This is a genomic window from Bacillus sp. 0209A (genome assembly GCF_036765095.1).
Classification (GTDB): Bacteria; Bacillota; Bacilli; order Bacillales; family Bacillaceae; genus Bacillus; species Bacillus subtilis_G.
The window spans coordinates 26,641-44,825 of record NZ_JBAIZV010000005.1; the positions used below are offsets into that span (position 1 = coordinate 26,641).

The 18,185-nt window shown below is 40.9% G+C and carries 19 protein-coding genes and 1 pseudogene; 7 read left to right on the forward strand and 13 right to left on the reverse strand.

All coding sequences use genetic code 11. The features are described 5' to 3' along the window. Positions 1-108 precede the first annotated feature (108 nt). The 3 genes from dinB to vmlR all read left to right on the forward strand — a co-directional run bounded on the left by dinB (position 109) and on the right by vmlR (position 4,141). Positions 109-627, forward strand: coding sequence for a damage-inducible protein DinB (gene dinB, locus V6D44_RS16965; protein ID WP_087993574.1), 519 nt, complete (start codon positions 109-111; stop codon positions 625-627). 172 nt (positions 628-799) lie between these two features. After that, positions 800-2,176, forward strand: a complete 1,377-nt coding sequence (locus V6D44_RS16970; protein WP_087993573.1) for an amino acid permease — start codon at positions 800-802, stop codon at positions 2,174-2,176. A gap of 330 nt (positions 2,177-2,506) precedes the next feature. Further along, positions 2,507-4,141 carry an ABC-F type ribosomal protection protein VmlR gene (gene vmlR / locus V6D44_RS16975; protein WP_253268855.1) on the forward strand — a complete coding sequence of 545 codons (1,635 nt, stop codon included), beginning with the start codon at positions 2,507-2,509 and terminating at the stop codon, positions 4,139-4,141. A 39-nt stretch (positions 4,142-4,180) separates the two neighbouring features. On the opposite strand, the gene V6D44_RS16980 is transcribed toward vmlR, so the two are convergent. Continuing rightward, entirely contained in the window at positions 4,181-4,747 is a 567-nt protein-coding gene (locus V6D44_RS16980; RefSeq protein WP_087993571.1) for a TetR/AcrR family transcriptional regulator, read from the reverse strand. Positions 4,748-4,761: 14 nt separating this feature from the next. After that, positions 4,762-5,955 (reverse strand): MFS transporter, encoded by a 1,194-nt coding sequence (locus V6D44_RS16985; RefSeq protein ID WP_333516755.1) that lies wholly within the window; start codon positions 5,953-5,955, stop codon positions 4,762-4,764. 382 nt (positions 5,956-6,337) lie between these two features. On the opposite strand from V6D44_RS16985, the gene V6D44_RS16990 reads away from it, so the two are divergent. Beyond that, positions 6,338-6,667: an HIT family protein gene (locus V6D44_RS16990; protein ID WP_087993599.1), complete on the forward strand. Its 330-nt coding sequence runs from the start codon at positions 6,338-6,340 to the stop codon at positions 6,665-6,667. 10 nt (positions 6,668-6,677) lie between these two features. On the opposite strand, the gene V6D44_RS16995 is transcribed toward V6D44_RS16990, so the two are convergent. From V6D44_RS16995 to V6D44_RS17025, 7 genes are all read right to left on the reverse strand, one after another. Further along, positions 6,678-7,151, reverse strand: coding sequence for a GNAT family N-acetyltransferase (locus V6D44_RS16995; protein WP_333516756.1), 474 nt, complete (start codon positions 7,149-7,151; stop codon positions 6,678-6,680). Between the two features lie 163 nt (positions 7,152-7,314). Next, positions 7,315-7,659 carry a DoxX family protein gene (locus tag V6D44_RS17000; protein ID WP_333516757.1) on the reverse strand — a complete coding sequence of 115 codons (345 nt, stop codon included), beginning with the start codon at positions 7,657-7,659 and terminating at the stop codon, positions 7,315-7,317. Continuing rightward, a complete protein-coding gene (locus V6D44_RS17005; RefSeq protein WP_333516758.1) occupies positions 7,656-8,255 on the reverse strand; it encodes a TetR/AcrR family transcriptional regulator in 600 nt (199 codons plus the stop codon). The genes V6D44_RS17000 and V6D44_RS17005 overlap by 4 nt, the downstream gene beginning before the upstream one ends. Positions 8,256-8,612: 357 nt before the next feature. Beyond that, complete coding sequence (locus V6D44_RS17010; protein WP_333516759.1) at positions 8,613-8,951, reverse strand: thioredoxin family protein; 339 nt, start codon at positions 8,949-8,951, stop codon at positions 8,613-8,615. 188 nt (positions 8,952-9,139) lie between these two features. Then, on the reverse strand, positions 9,140-9,529 hold the full coding sequence (locus tag V6D44_RS17015) for a DoxX family protein (protein ID WP_087993565.1): 390 nt from the start codon (positions 9,527-9,529) through the stop codon (positions 9,140-9,142). Positions 9,530-9,667: 138 nt separating this feature from the next. Then, positions 9,668-10,606 carry a ring-cleaving dioxygenase gene (locus V6D44_RS17020; RefSeq protein WP_333516760.1) on the reverse strand — a complete coding sequence of 313 codons (939 nt, stop codon included), beginning with the start codon at positions 10,604-10,606 and terminating at the stop codon, positions 9,668-9,670. Between the two features lie 27 nt (positions 10,607-10,633). Then, positions 10,634-11,254, reverse strand: a complete 621-nt coding sequence (locus V6D44_RS17025) for a nitroreductase family protein (RefSeq protein WP_333516761.1) — start codon at positions 11,252-11,254, stop codon at positions 10,634-10,636. Between the two features lie 487 nt (positions 11,255-11,741). On the opposite strand from V6D44_RS17025, the gene mneP reads away from it, so the two are divergent. The 3 genes from mneP (at position 11,742) to V6D44_RS17040 (ending at position 14,434) form a co-directional block, all read left to right on the forward strand. After that, positions 11,742-12,635 (forward strand): manganese transporter MneP, encoded by an 894-nt coding sequence (gene mneP / locus V6D44_RS17030; protein ID WP_333516762.1) that lies wholly within the window; start codon positions 11,742-11,744, stop codon positions 12,633-12,635. Positions 12,636-12,840: 205 nt separating this feature from the next. After that, a complete protein-coding gene (locus V6D44_RS17035; protein ID WP_333516763.1) occupies positions 12,841-13,662 on the forward strand; it encodes a MerR family transcriptional regulator in 822 nt (273 codons plus the stop codon). A gap of 82 nt (positions 13,663-13,744) precedes the next feature. Further along, positions 13,745-14,434 carry a DUF554 domain-containing protein gene (locus V6D44_RS17040; RefSeq protein ID WP_333516764.1) on the forward strand — a complete coding sequence of 230 codons (690 nt, stop codon included), beginning with the start codon at positions 13,745-13,747 and terminating at the stop codon, positions 14,432-14,434. Between the two features lie 55 nt (positions 14,435-14,489). Here the strand turns inward: V6D44_RS17040 and V6D44_RS17045 are convergent. From V6D44_RS17045 to V6D44_RS17060, 4 genes and pseudogenes are all read right to left on the reverse strand, one after another. Further along, positions 14,490-15,135, reverse strand: a pseudogene (locus V6D44_RS17045) (HAD hydrolase-like protein). A 196-nt stretch (positions 15,136-15,331) separates the two neighbouring features. Continuing rightward, positions 15,332-17,707: a heavy metal translocating P-type ATPase gene (locus V6D44_RS17050; RefSeq protein ID WP_333516784.1), complete on the reverse strand. Its 2,376-nt coding sequence runs from the start codon at positions 17,705-17,707 to the stop codon at positions 15,332-15,334. Next, complete coding sequence (locus V6D44_RS17055; RefSeq protein WP_333516787.1) at positions 17,704-17,841, reverse strand: hypothetical protein; 138 nt, start codon at positions 17,839-17,841, stop codon at positions 17,704-17,706. Before V6D44_RS17055 ends, V6D44_RS17050 begins: the two co-directional genes overlap by 4 nt. Next, entirely contained in the window at positions 17,838-18,173 is a 336-nt protein-coding gene (locus V6D44_RS17060) for an ArsR/SmtB family transcription factor (protein WP_202329015.1), read from the reverse strand. The genes V6D44_RS17055 and V6D44_RS17060 overlap by 4 nt, the downstream gene beginning before the upstream one ends. Positions 18,174-18,185: the final 12 nt, after the last annotated feature.

The window sequence follows — 18,185 nt, forward strand, 5'->3', positions numbered from 1 at the left end:
GTTTATTCCTCTAAACTAGGTCTGTCAACCTATTTTATTCACAAACACTCCACAAAGAACACCTGTTCGTGTACAATAGAATTATAAACACGAAGGGAGAAAATCCACATGCCAGATTTTCCACTACATTTTTATGAATATAACGTATGGGCTAATCAGCAAATATTCAACCGGTTAAAAGAGCTTCCAAAAGAGGTCTATCGCCAAGACATTCAAAGTGTGTTTCCGTCGATAGCCCATGTGTTGTCTCATATTTACCTCTCCGACCTCGGCTGGATTGAAGTGTTTTCCGGCAAAAGTATGAACGATGCTCTGGCATTAGCTGAACAGCTTAAAGAACAGACAGAGGCAAAAGAAATGGAGGAGATGGAAGCTCTGTTTCTGGAGTTATCCGAGCGCTACACATTATGTTTACAGCAAAACGAACAGATCGATAAACCCCTCCAGATTCAAAACCCCTCAGCCGGAATCATGCAAACGACTGTTTCCGAGCTGGTTCCTCACGTTGTTAATCACGGGACATACCACCGCGGCAATATCACAGCAATGCTGCGGCAGGCAGGATATGCATCCGCTCCGACAGATTATGGGCTCTACCTGTATTTGAAAAAAACAGAAATGGCATAAAACGACTGCGGCTCACTAAATGGAGCCGCTTTTTATAATGAATTTTTTCAAAAAACATTAAAATTTCTTTTCATTTACCTTTATAGTAAAAAAGATAGAAATTTTAGTGTTATAATAATCATTAAAAACGTATTGCTGACTCAAAACAATTTTCAATGGAGGAACACACAAAGTGACAGACGATATGACGAAAGATAATATAAATCAGCAAACCTTGGAGAGAGGCTTAAAAAACAGGCACATCCAGCTCATCGCCATCGGCGGTGCTATTGGGACGGGGTTATTTCTCGGCTCAGGAAAATCAATTCATTTTGCCGGCCCGTCCATTTTATTTGCCTACTTGATCACAGGAATCATTTGCTTTTTAATTATGAGATCTCTTGGTGAACTGCTGTTATCGAATTTGAACTATCACTCTTTTGTTGATTTTGTACAAGACTATTTAGGCGATATGGCAGCCTTTATCACCGGCTGGACATACTGGTTCTGCTGGATTTCCATTGCGATGGCAGATCTGACAGCCGTCGGGCTTTACACTCAATATTGGCTTCCGGGTGTGCCGCAATGGGTGCCCGGCTTAATCGCTCTGATTGTTTTAATGATTATGAACCTGGCAACTGTTAAGCTTTTTGGAGAATTAGAATTTTGGTTTGCTTTAATTAAAGTCATTGCCATTTTGGCGCTGATCGCCATCGGTCTTGTGATGATCTTCAAAGGGTTTCCCACTAGCTCAGGAGCCTCCAGTTTCACAAATCTCTGGAGCCACGGAGGTATGTTCCCGAATGGAATGCACGGGTTTATCCTCTCGTTCCAGATGGTTGTGTTTGCCTTTGTCGGCATTGAGCTGGTCGGACTTACAGCCGGTGAAACAGAGAACCCTGAAAAAGTCATCCCTAAGGCGATCAACAATATCCCTATCCGGGTGCTGCTTTTCTATATTGGTGCTCTTCTTGTCATTATGAGCATCTATCCTTGGAATGTTATCAATCCCAGCGAAAGCCCATTCGTACAAGTATTTGTCGCGGTCGGCATCGTCGCGGCAGCAAGTATTATTAACTTTGTTGTGTTGACATCCGCTGCTTCAGCATGCAACAGCGCTGTGTTCAGTACAAGCCGTATGATCTATTCCCTGGCGAAAGATAATAATGCGCCTGAATCAATGGCGAAACTGACTCCGCGTAAAGTACCCAGAAATGCGTTGTTCTTTTCAGCTATCGTGATTTTAATCGGTGTCACGCTAAACTACATCATGCCAGAAGGCGTATTCACCCTGATCACAAGCATTTCAACCGTCTGCTTTATCTACATTTGGGGTATTACGGTCATCTGCCATATGAAATACCGGAAAACAAGACCTGAATTAGCGAAAACAAATAAGTTTAAGCTTCCGCTTTATCCGTTTTCAAACTACCTGATTCTTGCGTTTCTGGCGTTTATCATTGTTGTTTTAGCATTAGCTCAGGATACTCGAATTTCCTTATTTATCACGCCGGTTTGGTTTATTTTGCTGATTGTGGTTTATAAAGTGAGAAAAGCAAAGCATCAATAAGACTCGCAGCTCCTGCCTCAAAAATGAGAGCAGGAGTTTTTTGATGAAAAATATCCCAAATGGCCTTTGCTTTCGAATTTGAAGTTATGCTATAGTGTGTGTAATCAAAACAAGAAGGGATGATGGGTGGACAATGATTAACTAATCTTATTTTTACCGTTTGAAATCAATATTTCAAATCAGAAAAAATAGGATTAGTCTGCCCATTTTCTATATAGATGACACTGCTATTTATGAACAATAGCTTATTTGATCATGCACAGGCGCGGCTAATCCTTCCAACACATTTGGGAGGATTTTTTGATTCTCCCTTTAAAGCGAGGGATATGAATGAAAGAGATCGTAACATTAACAAATGTCAGCTATGAAGTGATGAATCTGACTGTTTTTAAAAACGTAAATGCCAGTGTTCATCAAGGAGATGTCATTGGGATTATCGGCAAAAATGGCGCTGGGAAATCGACGCTGCTTCACCTCATTCACAATGACTTAACCCCTGCACAAGGACAAATCCGAAGACTTCGGCAAGATTTAAAAATGACGCTGGTAGAACAGGAAACCGCGTCGTATTCCTTTGCGGATCAGACGCCTGCCGAAAAGAAATTACTGAAGAAATGGTGTGTGCCCGTTCGAAATTTCCATCAATTAAGCGGCGGTGAAAAACTGAAAGCACGGCTGGCAAAAGGATTTTCAGAGGATGCAGATCTTTTACTGTTAGATGAACCGACAAACCACCTTGATGAAAAAAGCCTGCAATTTCTCATTCAACAGCTGAAAAGCTATAGAGGCACTGTGATTCTTGTTTCTCACGATCGTTATTTTTTAGACGAATCCGCAACAAAAATATGGTCTCTCGAAGCTCAATCGCTGATTGAATTCAAAGGAAATTACTCTGGGTATATGAAGTTCCGGGAAAAGAAAAGACTCACCCAGCAGCGTGAATATGAAAAGCAGCAAAAAATGGTTGAACGAATTGAAGCACAAATGAATGAGCTGGCTTCATGGTCGGAAAAAGCGCACGCCCAATCGACGAAAAAGGAAGGATTTAAAGAATATCACCGTGTAAAAGCGAAGCGTACGGATGCCCAAATGAAATCCAAGCGGAAGCGGCTTGAACAAGAGCTGGAAAAAGCAAAAGCGGAATCCGTTAAGCCAGAATATCATGTACACTTTTCAATTGATACAACCCATAAAACGGGAAAACATTTTTTAGAAGTTCGGCATGTAACGAAGGCTTTTGGCGAAAGGCTACTCTTTAAAAACGCACATTTTACGATTCAACACGGTGAAAAGGTTGCGATCATAGGTCCTAATGGCAGCGGAAAAACGACATTACTGAAAATCATTCTGGGAAAGGAAACAGCTGAGGGAAGTGTATGGGTATCGCCGTCTGCAAACATCGGCTATTTAACGCAGGAGGTGTTTGATTTGCCTTTAGAACAAACACCGGAAGAGTTATTTGAAAATGAAACATACGAAGCAAGGGGACACGTTCAAAATCTGATGAAGCACTTAGGTTTTACAGCTTCCCAATGGACTGAGCCAATCAAGCATATGAGTATGGGCGAGCGTGTAAAGATTAAACTGATGGCTTATATCCTGGAGGAAAAAGACGTGCTGATTTTAGATGAGCCGACAAACCATCTCGACCTGCCGTCACGCGAACAGCTGGAAGAAACATTGTCACACTACAGCGGCACATTGCTGGCAGTGTCACATGACCGATACTTTCTCGAAAAAACAACCAACAGTAAACTCGTCATCTCGGACAGTGGCATCGAAAAGCAATTGAATGACGCTCCATCAGAAAGAAATGACCGAGAAGAACTTCGTTTAAAGCTTGAGACAGAAAGACAAGAAGTGCTGGGAAAGATCAGTTTTATGGCGCCAAATGATAAAGGATACAAAGAGCTTGATCAGGCTTTCAATGAACTTACGAAACGAATGAAAGAGCTGGATCAATAACGTTAAGGGATACCAAGGGCTGTTCGCTCTTGGTATTTTTCAAGTTTTCGCCTTCAGCCCTTGCCAAAAAATATCGAAGGAAATCTCTAAAGATCGCTCAAATGATTGTTTATTCTCGTAAACCAGCTGAATGTTCAGCCCATCGAAAAGAGTGATAAAGGCTATCGCACACTTTTCGGGCGGACAGGTGATGCCCGCTTCTTTAAAAACAAGTGCAACTCGGCTTTTCAAAGCATGCAGAAACAGCAGATACTGGGCTGAAATAAAATCACTTACTTCAACAGGAGCCTTAAACGACATCGCCTGCAAAAAGGCTACATTGGGCATGGCATGAAAGCGCGCCTGTGTTTCTTTTAAAAAAGCATATATAAGATTTTTGGCTGGCATATGCATTCGGGATTCAAAAAAATCATTGATAAACGCTACTTCTTCTTCAACAATCTCGGGGTATACTTCCATCAACAGATCCTTTTTTGACGAGAAATGGTAGGACAGAGATTGTTTCCGAATCCCCAGTTCTTTTGCAATATGCGCCATTTTGACTCCCTCGTAGCCAAGCTCATTAAATTGGCGAACGGCTGTGCGTTTTATATTCTCACGGGTCACTATTCTGCCCTCCCCTAATTATTTAAATCCGTTTTCTCTTTTCTCTTGGAATAGATAAATAAAATATATAATAAAAGAAACAGCAGGTACACCAAAATGGAAACGATATAAATCTCCCGATAAGAATAGATCGTTGCCACTACACCTAATAACAACGAGCCTCCGCCAATTCCCATATCAAAAAAATTAAAGAATTTCCCCATAGCATCCTCATGTTCATGCTCTTCAACTAGATTAATACACCATGTCTGGATAGCCGGAAATATAGAACCAAATCCAAACCCGTAACATATCGCCGCAGCAAAAAACATAGCATCGGTTTGGGCAAGATACAGTATGGATAGCCCTGCTAAAGAGAATATTGAGGCGGGGATAAGGACAGCAGCCGCCCCAAACCGGTCAAACATTTTCCCAGAGATCAAACGTATAAAAAAACTGGCTGCCGCAATCAGAAAGAAAAACATTCCGACACTTCGGAAACCCTTTTCCAGCGCATAGAGTGAAAAGAAGGACATGATCGCAGATGCAGCAATTCCGACTAGTAATATGAGAAACGAAGGAAACAGCACACGTTTTTCTAACACCTTGACCTTTACCATTCCCTTTTCAGCCGTGTCTTTTCCTTCAGACCGCCTCCGGACAAATACAGCCATTAGCACAGCCAGTAATAGAAAAGACATCCCGCCTAGAAAAAGTCTCTGAAAATCATAAAGCTCCAGTGCCACGATACCAATCATCGGTCCAATCGAAACCGCAATTGTTTCGCCTATCCCAAAATATCCAATCCCCTCACCTCGGCGCTCCTTCGGAATAATTTCTGCGGCAATCGTCGCAAAATAAGTAGTTGCTAACCCAAAACCGGCTCCATGTATGAAACGAATGAGCAATAGGACGCCTACGTCTGACGCAAGATAATAGGCACCGGTTGAGCAGGCACTGATCACAATCCCACATATAAGTAAATATTTTTTGTTAAATCGTTTAGCCAAAACCCCTGCAAAAGGACGTATGGCAATGGCAGATATCATAAAAATACCTGTAACCAATCCAACTTGCTTTGCCCCACCCCCTAAAGCAGTAACAAACAAAGGCAATGTCGGCAGTAACATTTCAAACACCATAAATAAAAATGCATTTGAAAGCGTGACAAAAATAAATGATAACGACCACATTTTTGCAGTGTGTATTTTTTTCGCCTGTAACTCCATCAGTTCTTCTCCTTTTCTTTTGATCTATCACACTCACTTTATCTGACCATAGTCAGATTGTAAACTTTAAATCTTAAAAAATTCGTGATAAACATCTGTTTTTAATTATTTATCTCTAATAAGACTGACAATAGTCAGATTCGTTGAATGGACTAAAATAAGTCGTTACAGCCGAAGAGCTCCATAGAATGTTGACAATTTCACCTTATTACATAAAAAAGAACAGCACACGCTGTCCTTTTTTCTTATTATTTTCAAACATCTAAACCCTTGATCTAACGAACCGAAATCCCCAATTCATGTAAAATGAATACAAAAAAGAAGGTAAATAACAGAAGGAGACAGAAGAATCAATCAAACAACCAAAGTGAGGATGGATCATATGACTGAAGACTTTTATTGTGATGAAGTATTTAGCGGCAAAACGAAAGTACATAAGGTTCTAGAGACAGATAACGTATTGGCTTACTACCATACAAAGCCTTTTTATCCAGTCCATATTGTGGCTGTCCCCAAGAAGCATATCTCCTCGTTGATCACCCTGGAAGACCACGATCATGGCTTGCTTCTTGAATTAATGGATGTCATTCAAAAGGTCGCTTCCATGGTGACGGAAGAAAAAGGCGCATGCCGTGTGATCACCAACTTAGGCGCTTACCAGGACTCTAAACATTTACATTGGCATATTGTGTTTGGAGAACCGCTTAAGTAAGCGGCTGGAGTCAGTACAGCTGTTTCCGCATACGTATATTGGTCATGGCATAGCCCATCTTCTGATAAAGATGGACGGCTGTCTCGTTGTGTGCAAACACATGAAGAGCAAGTCTTTCCGCGCCAAGCTTTCTTGCTCTTTCATCCAGCGTTTGAAGCGCCGATTGAGCCAGCCCTTTTCCGCGAAATGCTTCATACAATCCAAAGGAATAGATAAACGCTTCCTTCTGCGGATGGTGCGGATCAGCATACAGCCAGAGCCAGCCCACCTCTTCCCCTTGTTCATTTGTGATGTTCCAAAAGAAATGATTACTGCTGTTTCGTCCATTCGGAATCATTTTCTCATATGCCTGCTCCGATTTCTCAAACGCCTCTTTTTCCGTCCAAGTTCCCGATTGTATGTTTTGTTTCGCATAATTTTGCACGGACATCCCGCGAAATGCTTCGAACTCTTCCACAGTCATGTCTTCCAAGGTTAACGTCATTCTGTATTCCTCCTTATAAAAAAAGTCCAGCTGGTGCCGGACGAATAACGTACAAATGAAGATCTGTTTCTATTATTCGGTTTATACCTGTAACTTTTTATTATTCGATAAGAGAAGGAGATCTCCTGCAAATTGGTTTGTTATAAAAACATAAGTGAATAGCTTACGTGAACTCCCAAATGATTATAATGATAGAAGCAATCAAACAAATCATCGCAGGTATCGTCATGAGAACCGATTGACGCGCCCGAACAATGTGCGCATGAACCGCTCCCGCCATGAGAACGAGAAACAGTGCGCCTGCCCCCAACGCTGCATACCGATTCCAAATTCCCGCTGTCATAGCAAGTGCACCGGCTATTTCAAGAATGCCAGTAACAGTCAGAAACCATAATGGATATTGATAATGCCGCCAGTGCTCAACTTGAAAGGGAACGCGGAACACCTTGATGATGCCTCCCGCGAGCATAAAAACTGCCAAACTGGCTTTCATAATCATAGATATCATCTTACGTCACGCCCGTTCGGAAGCATCCCGTATATTAAAAGATTCACAACCTGTGCGGCGAGACTTGCCGGATCTTTGATACCGGTTAACAAAAATGAATCGGTTAAATGTACAATCATGCCGATCAAACACTCAGCCACCGTTTCCATGTCGAGTTCGGAGTGAAAATAACCCAACCGTTGTTCTGCTTCTAAGTTTTCTTTCAAAACCATCGCCAAGTCTTTTTTCATTTGTTTCGCTTCTGGGTTCAGAAAAACGCCAATCTTGGTTACATTCTTATCTTCAGCAAGACATTGAAAAACAGTTTCCACAGCGGACAGCACCCGTTTCGACACATCTTTCGTATTTAATCCGTTTTCTAGAAGAAGTGACTCTGTCAGCTTTTTTACACGAGAGTGAAAATCGGTGATTAACTCCTCAAAAATGGCTTCTTTGCTTTGAAAGTACAGATAAAAGGAAGGCTGCGTCAGTCCGGCTCTTTTCACAATGTCACTTACTTTCGTCTCATGAAATCCCCGAATCGCAAAATCATTGGCAGCTGCTTTAAGTAATCGTTTCCGGCTTTCTTCCCCTTTACGTCCTTTTTTGCTTTTCAACTAGGATCATCCTCCACAAAAAGATACTCAAAAGTAATATTATTTATGAGTATTATTTCATGCCATTGGATTTTATGTCAATGAATTTCAAACTGCCAACTTTCTTTATTAAGGGTTTTGCTTGCAATGCACGATTTCTTTATCTTTGAAACAGCCATCCCGTTACCGATCGAAATCAGCAGGAATCTAGCTGAGGATCTGAGCAAATTGCCGTTTCGCTGATTGTCTCTGATCAATTGCTGTTGAAATTAAGTTTTGATGACATAACACATGTGTCCAGCTTTTAAAACAAGCATGGACGGATGGTTGTTCCCTTTCAAAAAACAAAAACCCCCTTAAAGGGGGCTTGCGTAAACTTTATTCATCTTCATATAACCGATAAACCCTTTTCAGCCTTTCTTCAAGCTGTTCAAATTGAACAAAACGGGCTTCTCTCAAAAACTCAGTCCCATCGATGAACAAAAGAAGCACAGGGACAGTGAAGACTGAAAATCTGCCGGCGACCTCTTCTACATCGTCAGCATTGATATGCCCCAATTTGATGTTTGGAAACTGCTCCAATAATATTCTGAGCTGCGGCAGAACTGCGTGACATACTGTACAGCCGGGCCTTGAAATGTAGAGAAAACTGAAATGGTGCTGTTTAATAAAATTCTCTATAGCATCCAATGAATGTAATTTTGTCATCTCTTTCATCAAATTCCCCCTTCAAATTGGTCTGCCTTTCATGACCAAGCTCATCGATACGCGTATCATTCACTATACACATTTATCGTTATAATATCCGCTTTTTCGCTTTACGGTGTACCCGCAAGTTTGCTTGAAAATCCCAAAACAAAAGAACAGTTACCGCTTGCCAGTAACTGTTCTTACATACTTTCGTATTAAAAATGCAAGGCGTAAGCCCCTGAACCGATGAGTGCAACCCCGATAGAGACTGCAATCAGTACCAAGTTATATTCAAAACCGCCTGCACCATTCGCAAATCCTTTCGCTCCATGGACTTTTACGATGGCACCTAACATAATAATCGTGATGATAGCAGCTCCAAGCGGGAGGAATACACCTAAAATAAATAGAATTCCGCTTACTAATTCCCCAAGACCTGATAAAGCGGCCGCGACGTTACCTGGTTTAACCCCAATTGACTCGAACCATTGCCCGGTTCCTTTAATCCCGTATCCGCCAAACCAGCCGAATAATTTTTGTGATCCATAAAACAGAAACACCACACCAATCATAATACGAATAAGCAAAAGTCCTGCATCTTCCATTTTTATCTCTCCTTATTTTTGATGTAACATGATATGCTGAAAGGCAGCAGTCTGATTTCTTGCCTTCAGTACCGTCCAGCAATCATCTATTGACTATATGTCTTTTTATTTTTCTTCATGCGCCAGCATTCATTAAAATCAATCTAACTCTCTCACTTCAAACGGCAGCAGCCCTTGTTCAATTTGTGTTCGATGCGGTTCATATTGCACAGGCAGCATCAATTTTCTGCCCATTGTTTCTTGTGATTCATCATGTGCAAAGCCCGGAGGATCAGTTGCGATTTCAAACAGGATTTCTCCATGTTCTCTGAAGTAAATGGCATTAAAATAGTTTCTATCCCGAACAGGAGTTACACCATATCCGTGAGACGCAATATATCTTTGCCAATCTAATTGATCTTCGTCATCGTTAGCCCGCCAAGCAATGTGATGCACCGTTCCTGCTCCCATTTGTCCGCGGCCAATAGGCGTTAACTTAAGGTCAATCACATTTCCGATATCACCGGCAGAACGATAACGAATGAAGTCTCCTTCCTTGCCGACTCGTTCCAGCCCCATAATGTTTTCTAGCAGTTCACCTGTTTTTTCAGGCTGTGCTGATAACAGGGTTGCACCTCCGAAACCTTTAATAGCAACCTCAGGTGTTACATCTCCGAAAGTCCAAGTATTGGCTTCTCCTTCTTCTCTTTCCACAATTTCTAAATGCAGGCCATGCGGATCATCAAATTCTACATACTGTTCTCCAAAACGCTCGATTTTTGTGTATGGAACGTTGAATTTTTCAAGTCTCTTTTCCCAAAAAGCCATAGCCCCCTTCGGCACGACATAAGAAGTTACGCCTACTTGACCGTCTCCAATGATGCCTTGGCGGGCCCCCGCCCACGGGAAGAAGGTGATGATGGTTCCCGGCTTCCCGCCTTCATTCCCAAAATAAAGATGATACGTACCTGGATCATCAAAATTGACGGTTTTCTTGACCAATCGAAGCCCCAGCACTCCTGCGTAGAAATCTGCGTTCTCTTGAGGGTGACCGACGATTGCTGTAATATGATGGATTCCCATCGTTTTTTTAGCCATATTTATCCGCTCCTTTACGTTTATTATTTAGATATACTCAACAAACTCATTCACAGGCTTCCGGTATCCGCGCGGCCTCCTGCTCTCTGTTTTTTCTTTCCCAATTGTGATCATCATGACCACTTCAAATTGGTCATCTATATCCAAAATCCGTTTCACGGCTTCAGCATCAAACCCAATCATAGGACAGGTATCCCAGCCCTTTTCCTTAGCACTCAGCATAAACATCATCGCAGAAAGTGAAGCATTCCTTATCGCCTCGTCTCTCTTAAATGGTTCTCCCCTGTTTTCATAAAACGAAACGGTATCTTGAACCATGTGATCATACTCTTGCTTATTTAATACCCCCAACACCTTTAATCCTTCATAGATATCAGCCGCTTGCTGATATGCCTGCTTATCCCCCAATACCAAAAGAACCGCAGATGAGCTAAACACTTTATATTGTCCGTTTGCCGCCTGCTTCAGCTTTTCTTTTACATCCGGGTCAAGCACCGTCACATATTTTGTGTGCTGCAAATTAAAAGCTGATGGAGCCAATGAAACCAATTCAAACATCTCATTGAGTTCTTCTTTTGTGATTGGATGATCTGAAAGGAAGTTGCTTGCAGATCTTCTTTCATGGACTAGCTGTGAAAACTCAGCCATTTACGATACACCTCTCTTTATCTCGAATTCGAGATATTATTTTATAAAAAAACACATTGCATATCATTTAAAAGAACAGACAATGCTTGTGACATCTCTTCATTATTCAACAACACTCAGGTTTGCACTTGATCGTTAATTATTTATCTTGAATTAAAATATCTTGAATATGAGATAATAATAAAATACAGATGGTCTAATGTCAACAGGTTTTTAAAAATCAGGTGGAAATTTTTCACTGAAGCAAAATTTTAATTGATGCTAATCACAGCTTGTTACACAATAACGCATTGGTTTGCTCTGTTAGCTTTTAGCCCGGCTCCAACTTTTTTTCTGCCACCTTATTTATTAGTAAATAGGAAACAACGTTGCTATAGACCCACTCGAAATTCAGTTGGTATGATAAGCAAAGTGATTTCACAAGAAAGGGTACGTTGAGTGAATAACAAGCACTCCTATTTTTTGTGCAGTTTTACAGGAGGAAAAAATGGCAAGTGAAAGAGAACAAATAAGCAAAAAAGTTGCTTTGATTGCATTAATAGCCAATCTGATCTTAATGGCCGGAAAGGTCTTTTTTGGCCTTATAGGCGATAGTGATGCCGTTTTTGCAGACGGTATACATTCCGCAGCGGATGTCGTGGCTTCGATTGCTGTTCTGGCAGTGATCGGTATTTCCAATAAACCGCCTGATCAAGACCATCCGTTTGGTCATGGAAAAGCTGAAGTCATTAGTGAGGCGATTGTAGGAATTATCTTAGTGATCGTATCCGTTTATATCCTAATAGAAGCGATTCTGTCCTTTGTTGAAGGGCCAAGCGTTCCACAATACAGCGCATTGTTTGCAGCTCTGATTTCGTACGCAGCTAAGCAGATCTTATATCGTTATTCCATCAAGCAGGGGGAAAAATGGAACAGTAAAGCGATTATAGCGATTGCATACGATCATAAAGGCGATATCGTTGCCTCTCTCGCCGCTTTTATCGGCGTCCTATTGGCGATTATCGGGAACACCTGCGGATGGACTTATCTGTTGTACGCCGATGCAATTGCCAGTGCGATCGTGGCTTACCTCATTTTTAAAATTTCAATGGAATTAATCAGGCCGTCTGTTGATGTTCTCATGGAGAAAAGTGTTGATCCCAAGCTGATAGCGGAATATAAAGCGGTTATTTTTGAATGTGATCAAGTAAAACGAATCGATAGAATCCGCGCGAGAGAACATGGCCACTATAAATTGCTTGATGTGCGTTTATCTTTAGATCATGATTTGACGATTAAGCAGGGACACGATATTGCCCGCGAAATCCGAAATGAAATCAAAAGACAGTTTCCAGATGTGGAAGAAGTGCTCATCCATGTGAATCCCTATTTTGAAGAGTAGAAAAGCTTCTTTCATAAAGGAGCCAGGCTGGCGAGGTTTTCTCGACAGCCTTTTTTGAATTTCAACCATACAATATATCGGATTGAAATCTATCCTCAGCCCCTAACCTGATTTTGCCGCAAACTTTACCTTTAGGCCTCTGCCATCATATATAATGTGGAATATATAGAGAGTTCACCAATCAAAGAACAGAAAGGTTGATAGAATGAAGAAATTTTTTTCGATTGGAGAAGTGTCAAAGTTATTCAATGTGAAAATCTCTGCTCTTAGGTATTATGATGAAATCGGCCTTTTGAAACCGGAATATAAAGACGAGCAAACAAACTATAGATACTATTCCACCCAACAGTTTGAGCGGCTGGATACCATCAAGTATTTGAGGGATTTAGGCCTGCCAATCAATAAACTTCTTGACTTTTATAATTCTCAAAATACAAACACTCTGATTCATATACTGAAAAGCCAGCAGACTGAAATTGATCGCAAAAAGAGAGAATTGGAACGCATTGAGAAAAAGATCTCCCGCCGCATCATCCAAATAGAAGATGCCGTTCACACGCCGTTAGATCACATTTCAAAAATCAAACTTCCCGCCTTACGTGTGGCTTATTTAGAGCATGAATATATTCTCGGCCATGATATCGAACATTCATTAGCAGAATTGAGAACCCGCCTGAATGTAAACGAGGATATCTTTATAGGCAAGATCGGTTTATCCATTTCAGCAGCACATGTAAAAGCAAATCAGTTTGACAAATATTCCAGTATATTCATGATTCTTGAAGATGAAAGTGAAAACACTTTATCAGAAACCATTTTCCCTTCAAGAGAATATCTGCAAATCAGGTTTAAAGGATCACATCCAGAAGCCGAACCCTATTACAAAAAGTTGCTGGCATACATGAAAGAACATCATTATGAGGTAGCAGCCGACTCAATTGAAATTACACTCATTGATTATGGAATTACGAATAATCTAGACAACTATGTGACTGAAATCCTCTTGCCAATCAAATCAATCTCATGAATATGTTTTCAATCTCCCTTGACTCTCTACTAACTTGAGGGTTTATTTTTTATACAGGAATCGTTATTGGAGGAGAAAACGTATGTTTGGAACCATTTTTAACACAGTTATGATCATTGCAGGAAGCGTCATCGGAGGGATATTTAAAAAAGGCATTAAAGGCGAATACCAGGATATCCTGATGCAGGCAATGGGGTTCGCTGCTGTCGGACTGGGGATTAATGCCCTTACACAGCATTTGCCTGATAGTAAATACCCCATTCTTTTTATCGTGAGTTTGGCCCTTGGAGGATTAATTGGCCAGAGCATCAATCTGGAGTTGCGATTCAACAAGCTGGTGAACAAATTCTCTAAAAGCAATTTAGCGGAAGGTTTATCAACTGCGATCTTATTATTTTGTATCGGTTCGCTGTCAATATTGGGCCCTATTGAAGCCGCGCTGAATGAAAATTATACGTATCTCTTGACAAACGGTATGTTAGATGGGATTACCTCCATTGTGCTCGCTTCGACATTTGGTTTTGGAATCGCAGCGGCTGCCATTGTGCTATTTGCCTGGCAAGGCTCCATCTATTTATTTGCTAAAGTGATGGAGAGTGCGCTTAATACAGACCTTATCAACGAAATCACAATTGTAGGAGGCATCCTCATCCTCAGTTCAGGGTTAAGCATTCTGGGAATTAAGAAGTTTAAAACCCTGAATCTGCTGCCCTCCCTGTTGATTCCGCCAATTGTTATTTTCGTGATTCATACATTTGGGCTGCGGTTTTAATGTTCGGAAAGAAAGTCATACTGAAAGGAAGGAGACGCTTGTTGTTCTCTTTCCTTTACGTTTGACTGCTGAATAAAACTGAATCTCCTTTTTTCAGCTCTGGCAGCAATGTTTTCAGCTCAAGTAAGTCATGGATGACAAAGTCAGCTTGAGCAAGTTCCTCTTCCTGCGCAAAATCAAAATGGCATCCTATGGCCATCAAACCATTATCTTTAGCCGCATTTATGTCAACTGCCGCCTGCTGAATGCCGTATTTTTTCAGGATAGTGTTTACTAAATCGCCTTTATTCAGTGTATGTATTTGTTGAATACTAAACGTTTCAGTCACCCACCTGTCCAACTGATAAAAACTCACAATTGCTTTGAGGTATTCTATTAAGCCATTACTTGCTATAAAAATTGAATAATTGTTGTCTCTCAAATAACTGAATATCTCTTCAACGTGAGGATATAATGCGCCTTTCCCTTGGTTGATATTAGCTATTGACCTTTCTAAAAAATAAGCATCTATCTTTTCTCTTATTCGTTGGATGATGCGGCAACAACATCTTCCACACTTTAGGAAAAGGAACACCCATGATCTCCCTGTATTTCTCAATAGGGGTTGCTGTATCCCATTGGCCAAGTGACCTTAAATAATCGAAAGCATCATCTAATGATCATTCTAAAATTGTATTAGTTTGAAACAACGTTCCATCCATATCGAAAAAGAGTGATTCCACCAGATTGACTTCTCCTTTTTCTCACGACTTTATCTTCTAAATCTTACCACGAAATAGGATCATTTTAGCTTTTAAAAAAAGAAAGGTAAAATCACAGTTTATATGTAAAAAAACAGCCATATCACATAACATCAGCAATATGTGATATGGCGATCATCAAATCATTTCTTAAGGTCTATTCTTTATAATTCAGCAATCTTAGCGCATTTAAAATCACAATCAAAGCGGCACCTGTATCACTCAATACAGCAAGCCAAAGTGTTAGCCAGCCAGGAAAGATGAAAATCAATGCTATGACTTTAATCATGATGGAGAACCAAATATTTTGTTTAATGATAGCTAAAGCCTTTTTGCTTACCTTCATCGTATGGGAAAGTTTATCAAGGTGATCGGCCATTAAAATAATATCTGCTGTCTCCATTGCAGTGTCGGTTCCCGCACCGCCCATAGCAATACCCAAATCTGCTGCTGCGAGTGCCGGCGCATCATTTATACCGTCTCCCACCATTGCTGCCTTATGGCCTTCTTTTTGTAATGTCTTGATAGCCTCTACTTTTTCTTCCGGCATTAATTCTGCAAAATAACGATCGACATTAGCTTCTGAAGCAATCACTTTTGCGGTTCCTTCATTATCTCCGGTCAACATGACTGTCTGTTTGACTCCGCTTTGTTTTAACGCTTGTAAAGCTGAAGCTGACGTTTTCCGTATTGTGTCAGAAACAGCGATCATCCCGATGATTTGATTTTGGGTTCCGATTATAACGGCTGTCCTGCCTTTGTTCTGCTGTTCTTGAATATATTTTTTCGCATCCTTTACATCCGCATTCATTTGTTCAAATAGCTTTAAATTGCCTGCGTAAAAAATCTCTCCTTGGATGGCCGCTTGAACGCCTTTTCCTACGATATTCTTGAATAACTCGCCCTGTTGAGGCTGGATTCCTTTTTCATTGGCGTAATCAACGATTGATTTAGCAATAGGATGTGCAGAGTAATCCTCTAATGTAAAAGCGATCGATAGCAATTCTTCCTCAGATAGGTGTAAAGCCTTAATGTCAGATACGTTAGGCTTTCCCTCGGTTAATGTTCCTGTTTTATCAAATGCCACAGCAGAAATGGCCCCAGCGGTTTCCAAAAATGTTCCGCCTTTTATTAAAACGCCATGCTTTGCAGCGTTACCGATAGCTGATACGATGGCAACAGGCGTAGAAATCACTAAAGCACAAGGACAAGCTACAACGAGAAGTTCAAGCCCTTTGTAAAACCACCCGTCCCAAGTGCCAAATCCAATGAGTGGAGGAAACACCATAATCGCCAATGCAAGAATAAACACAACTGGTGTATAAATACTTGCGAATTTATCTATAAAGGCTTCTGTTGGCGCTTTTTGTTCTTGCGCTTCTTCAACCAAGTGTATAATATTGGAAATGGTTGTATCCTCAATCAACTTCGTGACCTTGATTTCAAGGGAACCATGTTCATTGATAGTCCCAGCATATACCGCATCTCCAATTTGCTTATCTACGGGGATGGATTCTCCTGTTATCGGAGCCTGGTTGACACTGGATTCGCCCCGGGTGATTTCACCATCTAATGGAATCTTATCACCTGGTTTAACAACGATAATATCACCGATGGTTATGTCTTCAACTGGTTTTTTCATCAGCTCTGAACCAACTTGGACCCAGGCTTCTGATGGTGCCAATTCCATAAGATGGTGAATGGAATTTCTTGTTCGTTCAATTGACTTCGTTTGCAGGTAATTGCCAAGGGCAAATAGCCAAACAACTGTAGCGCCTTCAAGCCATTCCCCGATGAAAGCCGCTCCAATCGCCGCTGCTGACATTAAAACATTCATATCGAGTGAACGGCTTTTGATCGCATAGTATGCACTTTTCACGGGCTTGTACCCGCTTACCGCCATAGCGATAAAGTAAAGCGCCGCTGACATCATGGCAGGCATTCCATAAAAGGAACCGATAAAACCAAGGGCGATGAGTACACCAGATAAGATGACTACACGCTGTTCATTTTTGTTTTTCTGTATCGATTTCTTACCTGATTGCAGGGAAGCTTGATAGCCAATTTTTGAAACCTCATTGATAACATCTTTGACACTGCCCGAATGTTCAATTTTCATTTTTCCAGTGGAGAAATGGACAGTGACATGTTTAACGGAAGGAAGACCATTTAAATGGTTTTCAATACTCTTAGCACAACTGCTGCAGTCCATTCCCTCAATATCAAACGTTTTGGTGTCCCCTTGATGTAAAGCTTCAATAGAAAACCCTAGTTTTTTTATTTCACTGGCAATTGGGTTAAATGCTTCTTGGCTGCTTGCTGCCACTTGCATTTTCGCAGTACTGTAATGAACCTTTACATCAGCTATATCCTTTAATGTACGCAACCCTTTTTCAATTGTTTTTGCACATGCAGGACAATCCATCCCATGAATCCTGTATGACCTCTTCTCCCCGGAAGGAAGAGGGTCCAGGAGTGTTTCTGTTTTTTCTGCTGTGTGCTGCTCTTTACTGCCGCAGCAACTTGTTTTCACTGAATGATTCTCTGCGGGTGATTTGCTCTGGCAACAACTTGATTTACCTGTTTCTTTCGATGAATGGCTGCTGCAATTTTTCTCTTTATATTCAGTTTCTTTAGTAGAACGACAACATTTGTCAGCCAACTCAATCCTCCTCATCTATGTGACGTTCACAACAGGCAACATCATGTTGAACATCTTGGAGAACAACATCGAACATGGTTAATAAATCCCGAATATGATGGTTTTTCACACTGTAATAGCAGTATTTTCCTTCATTTCTTCCCACAATAATTCCGCACCCTTTTAAACACGCAAGATGCTGTGAGATGTTCGACTGGTTTCCTTTTATTTCTTCTACAATTTGAGAAACCGTTTTTTCCTGTTTTTTTATACTTTCAAGAATTTGAATTCTTGTTTTATTAGAAAAACCATGAATGAGCTTCACTTTCATATCTAAATCGATATTTTGCAATTGCATGTATTCTCCTCC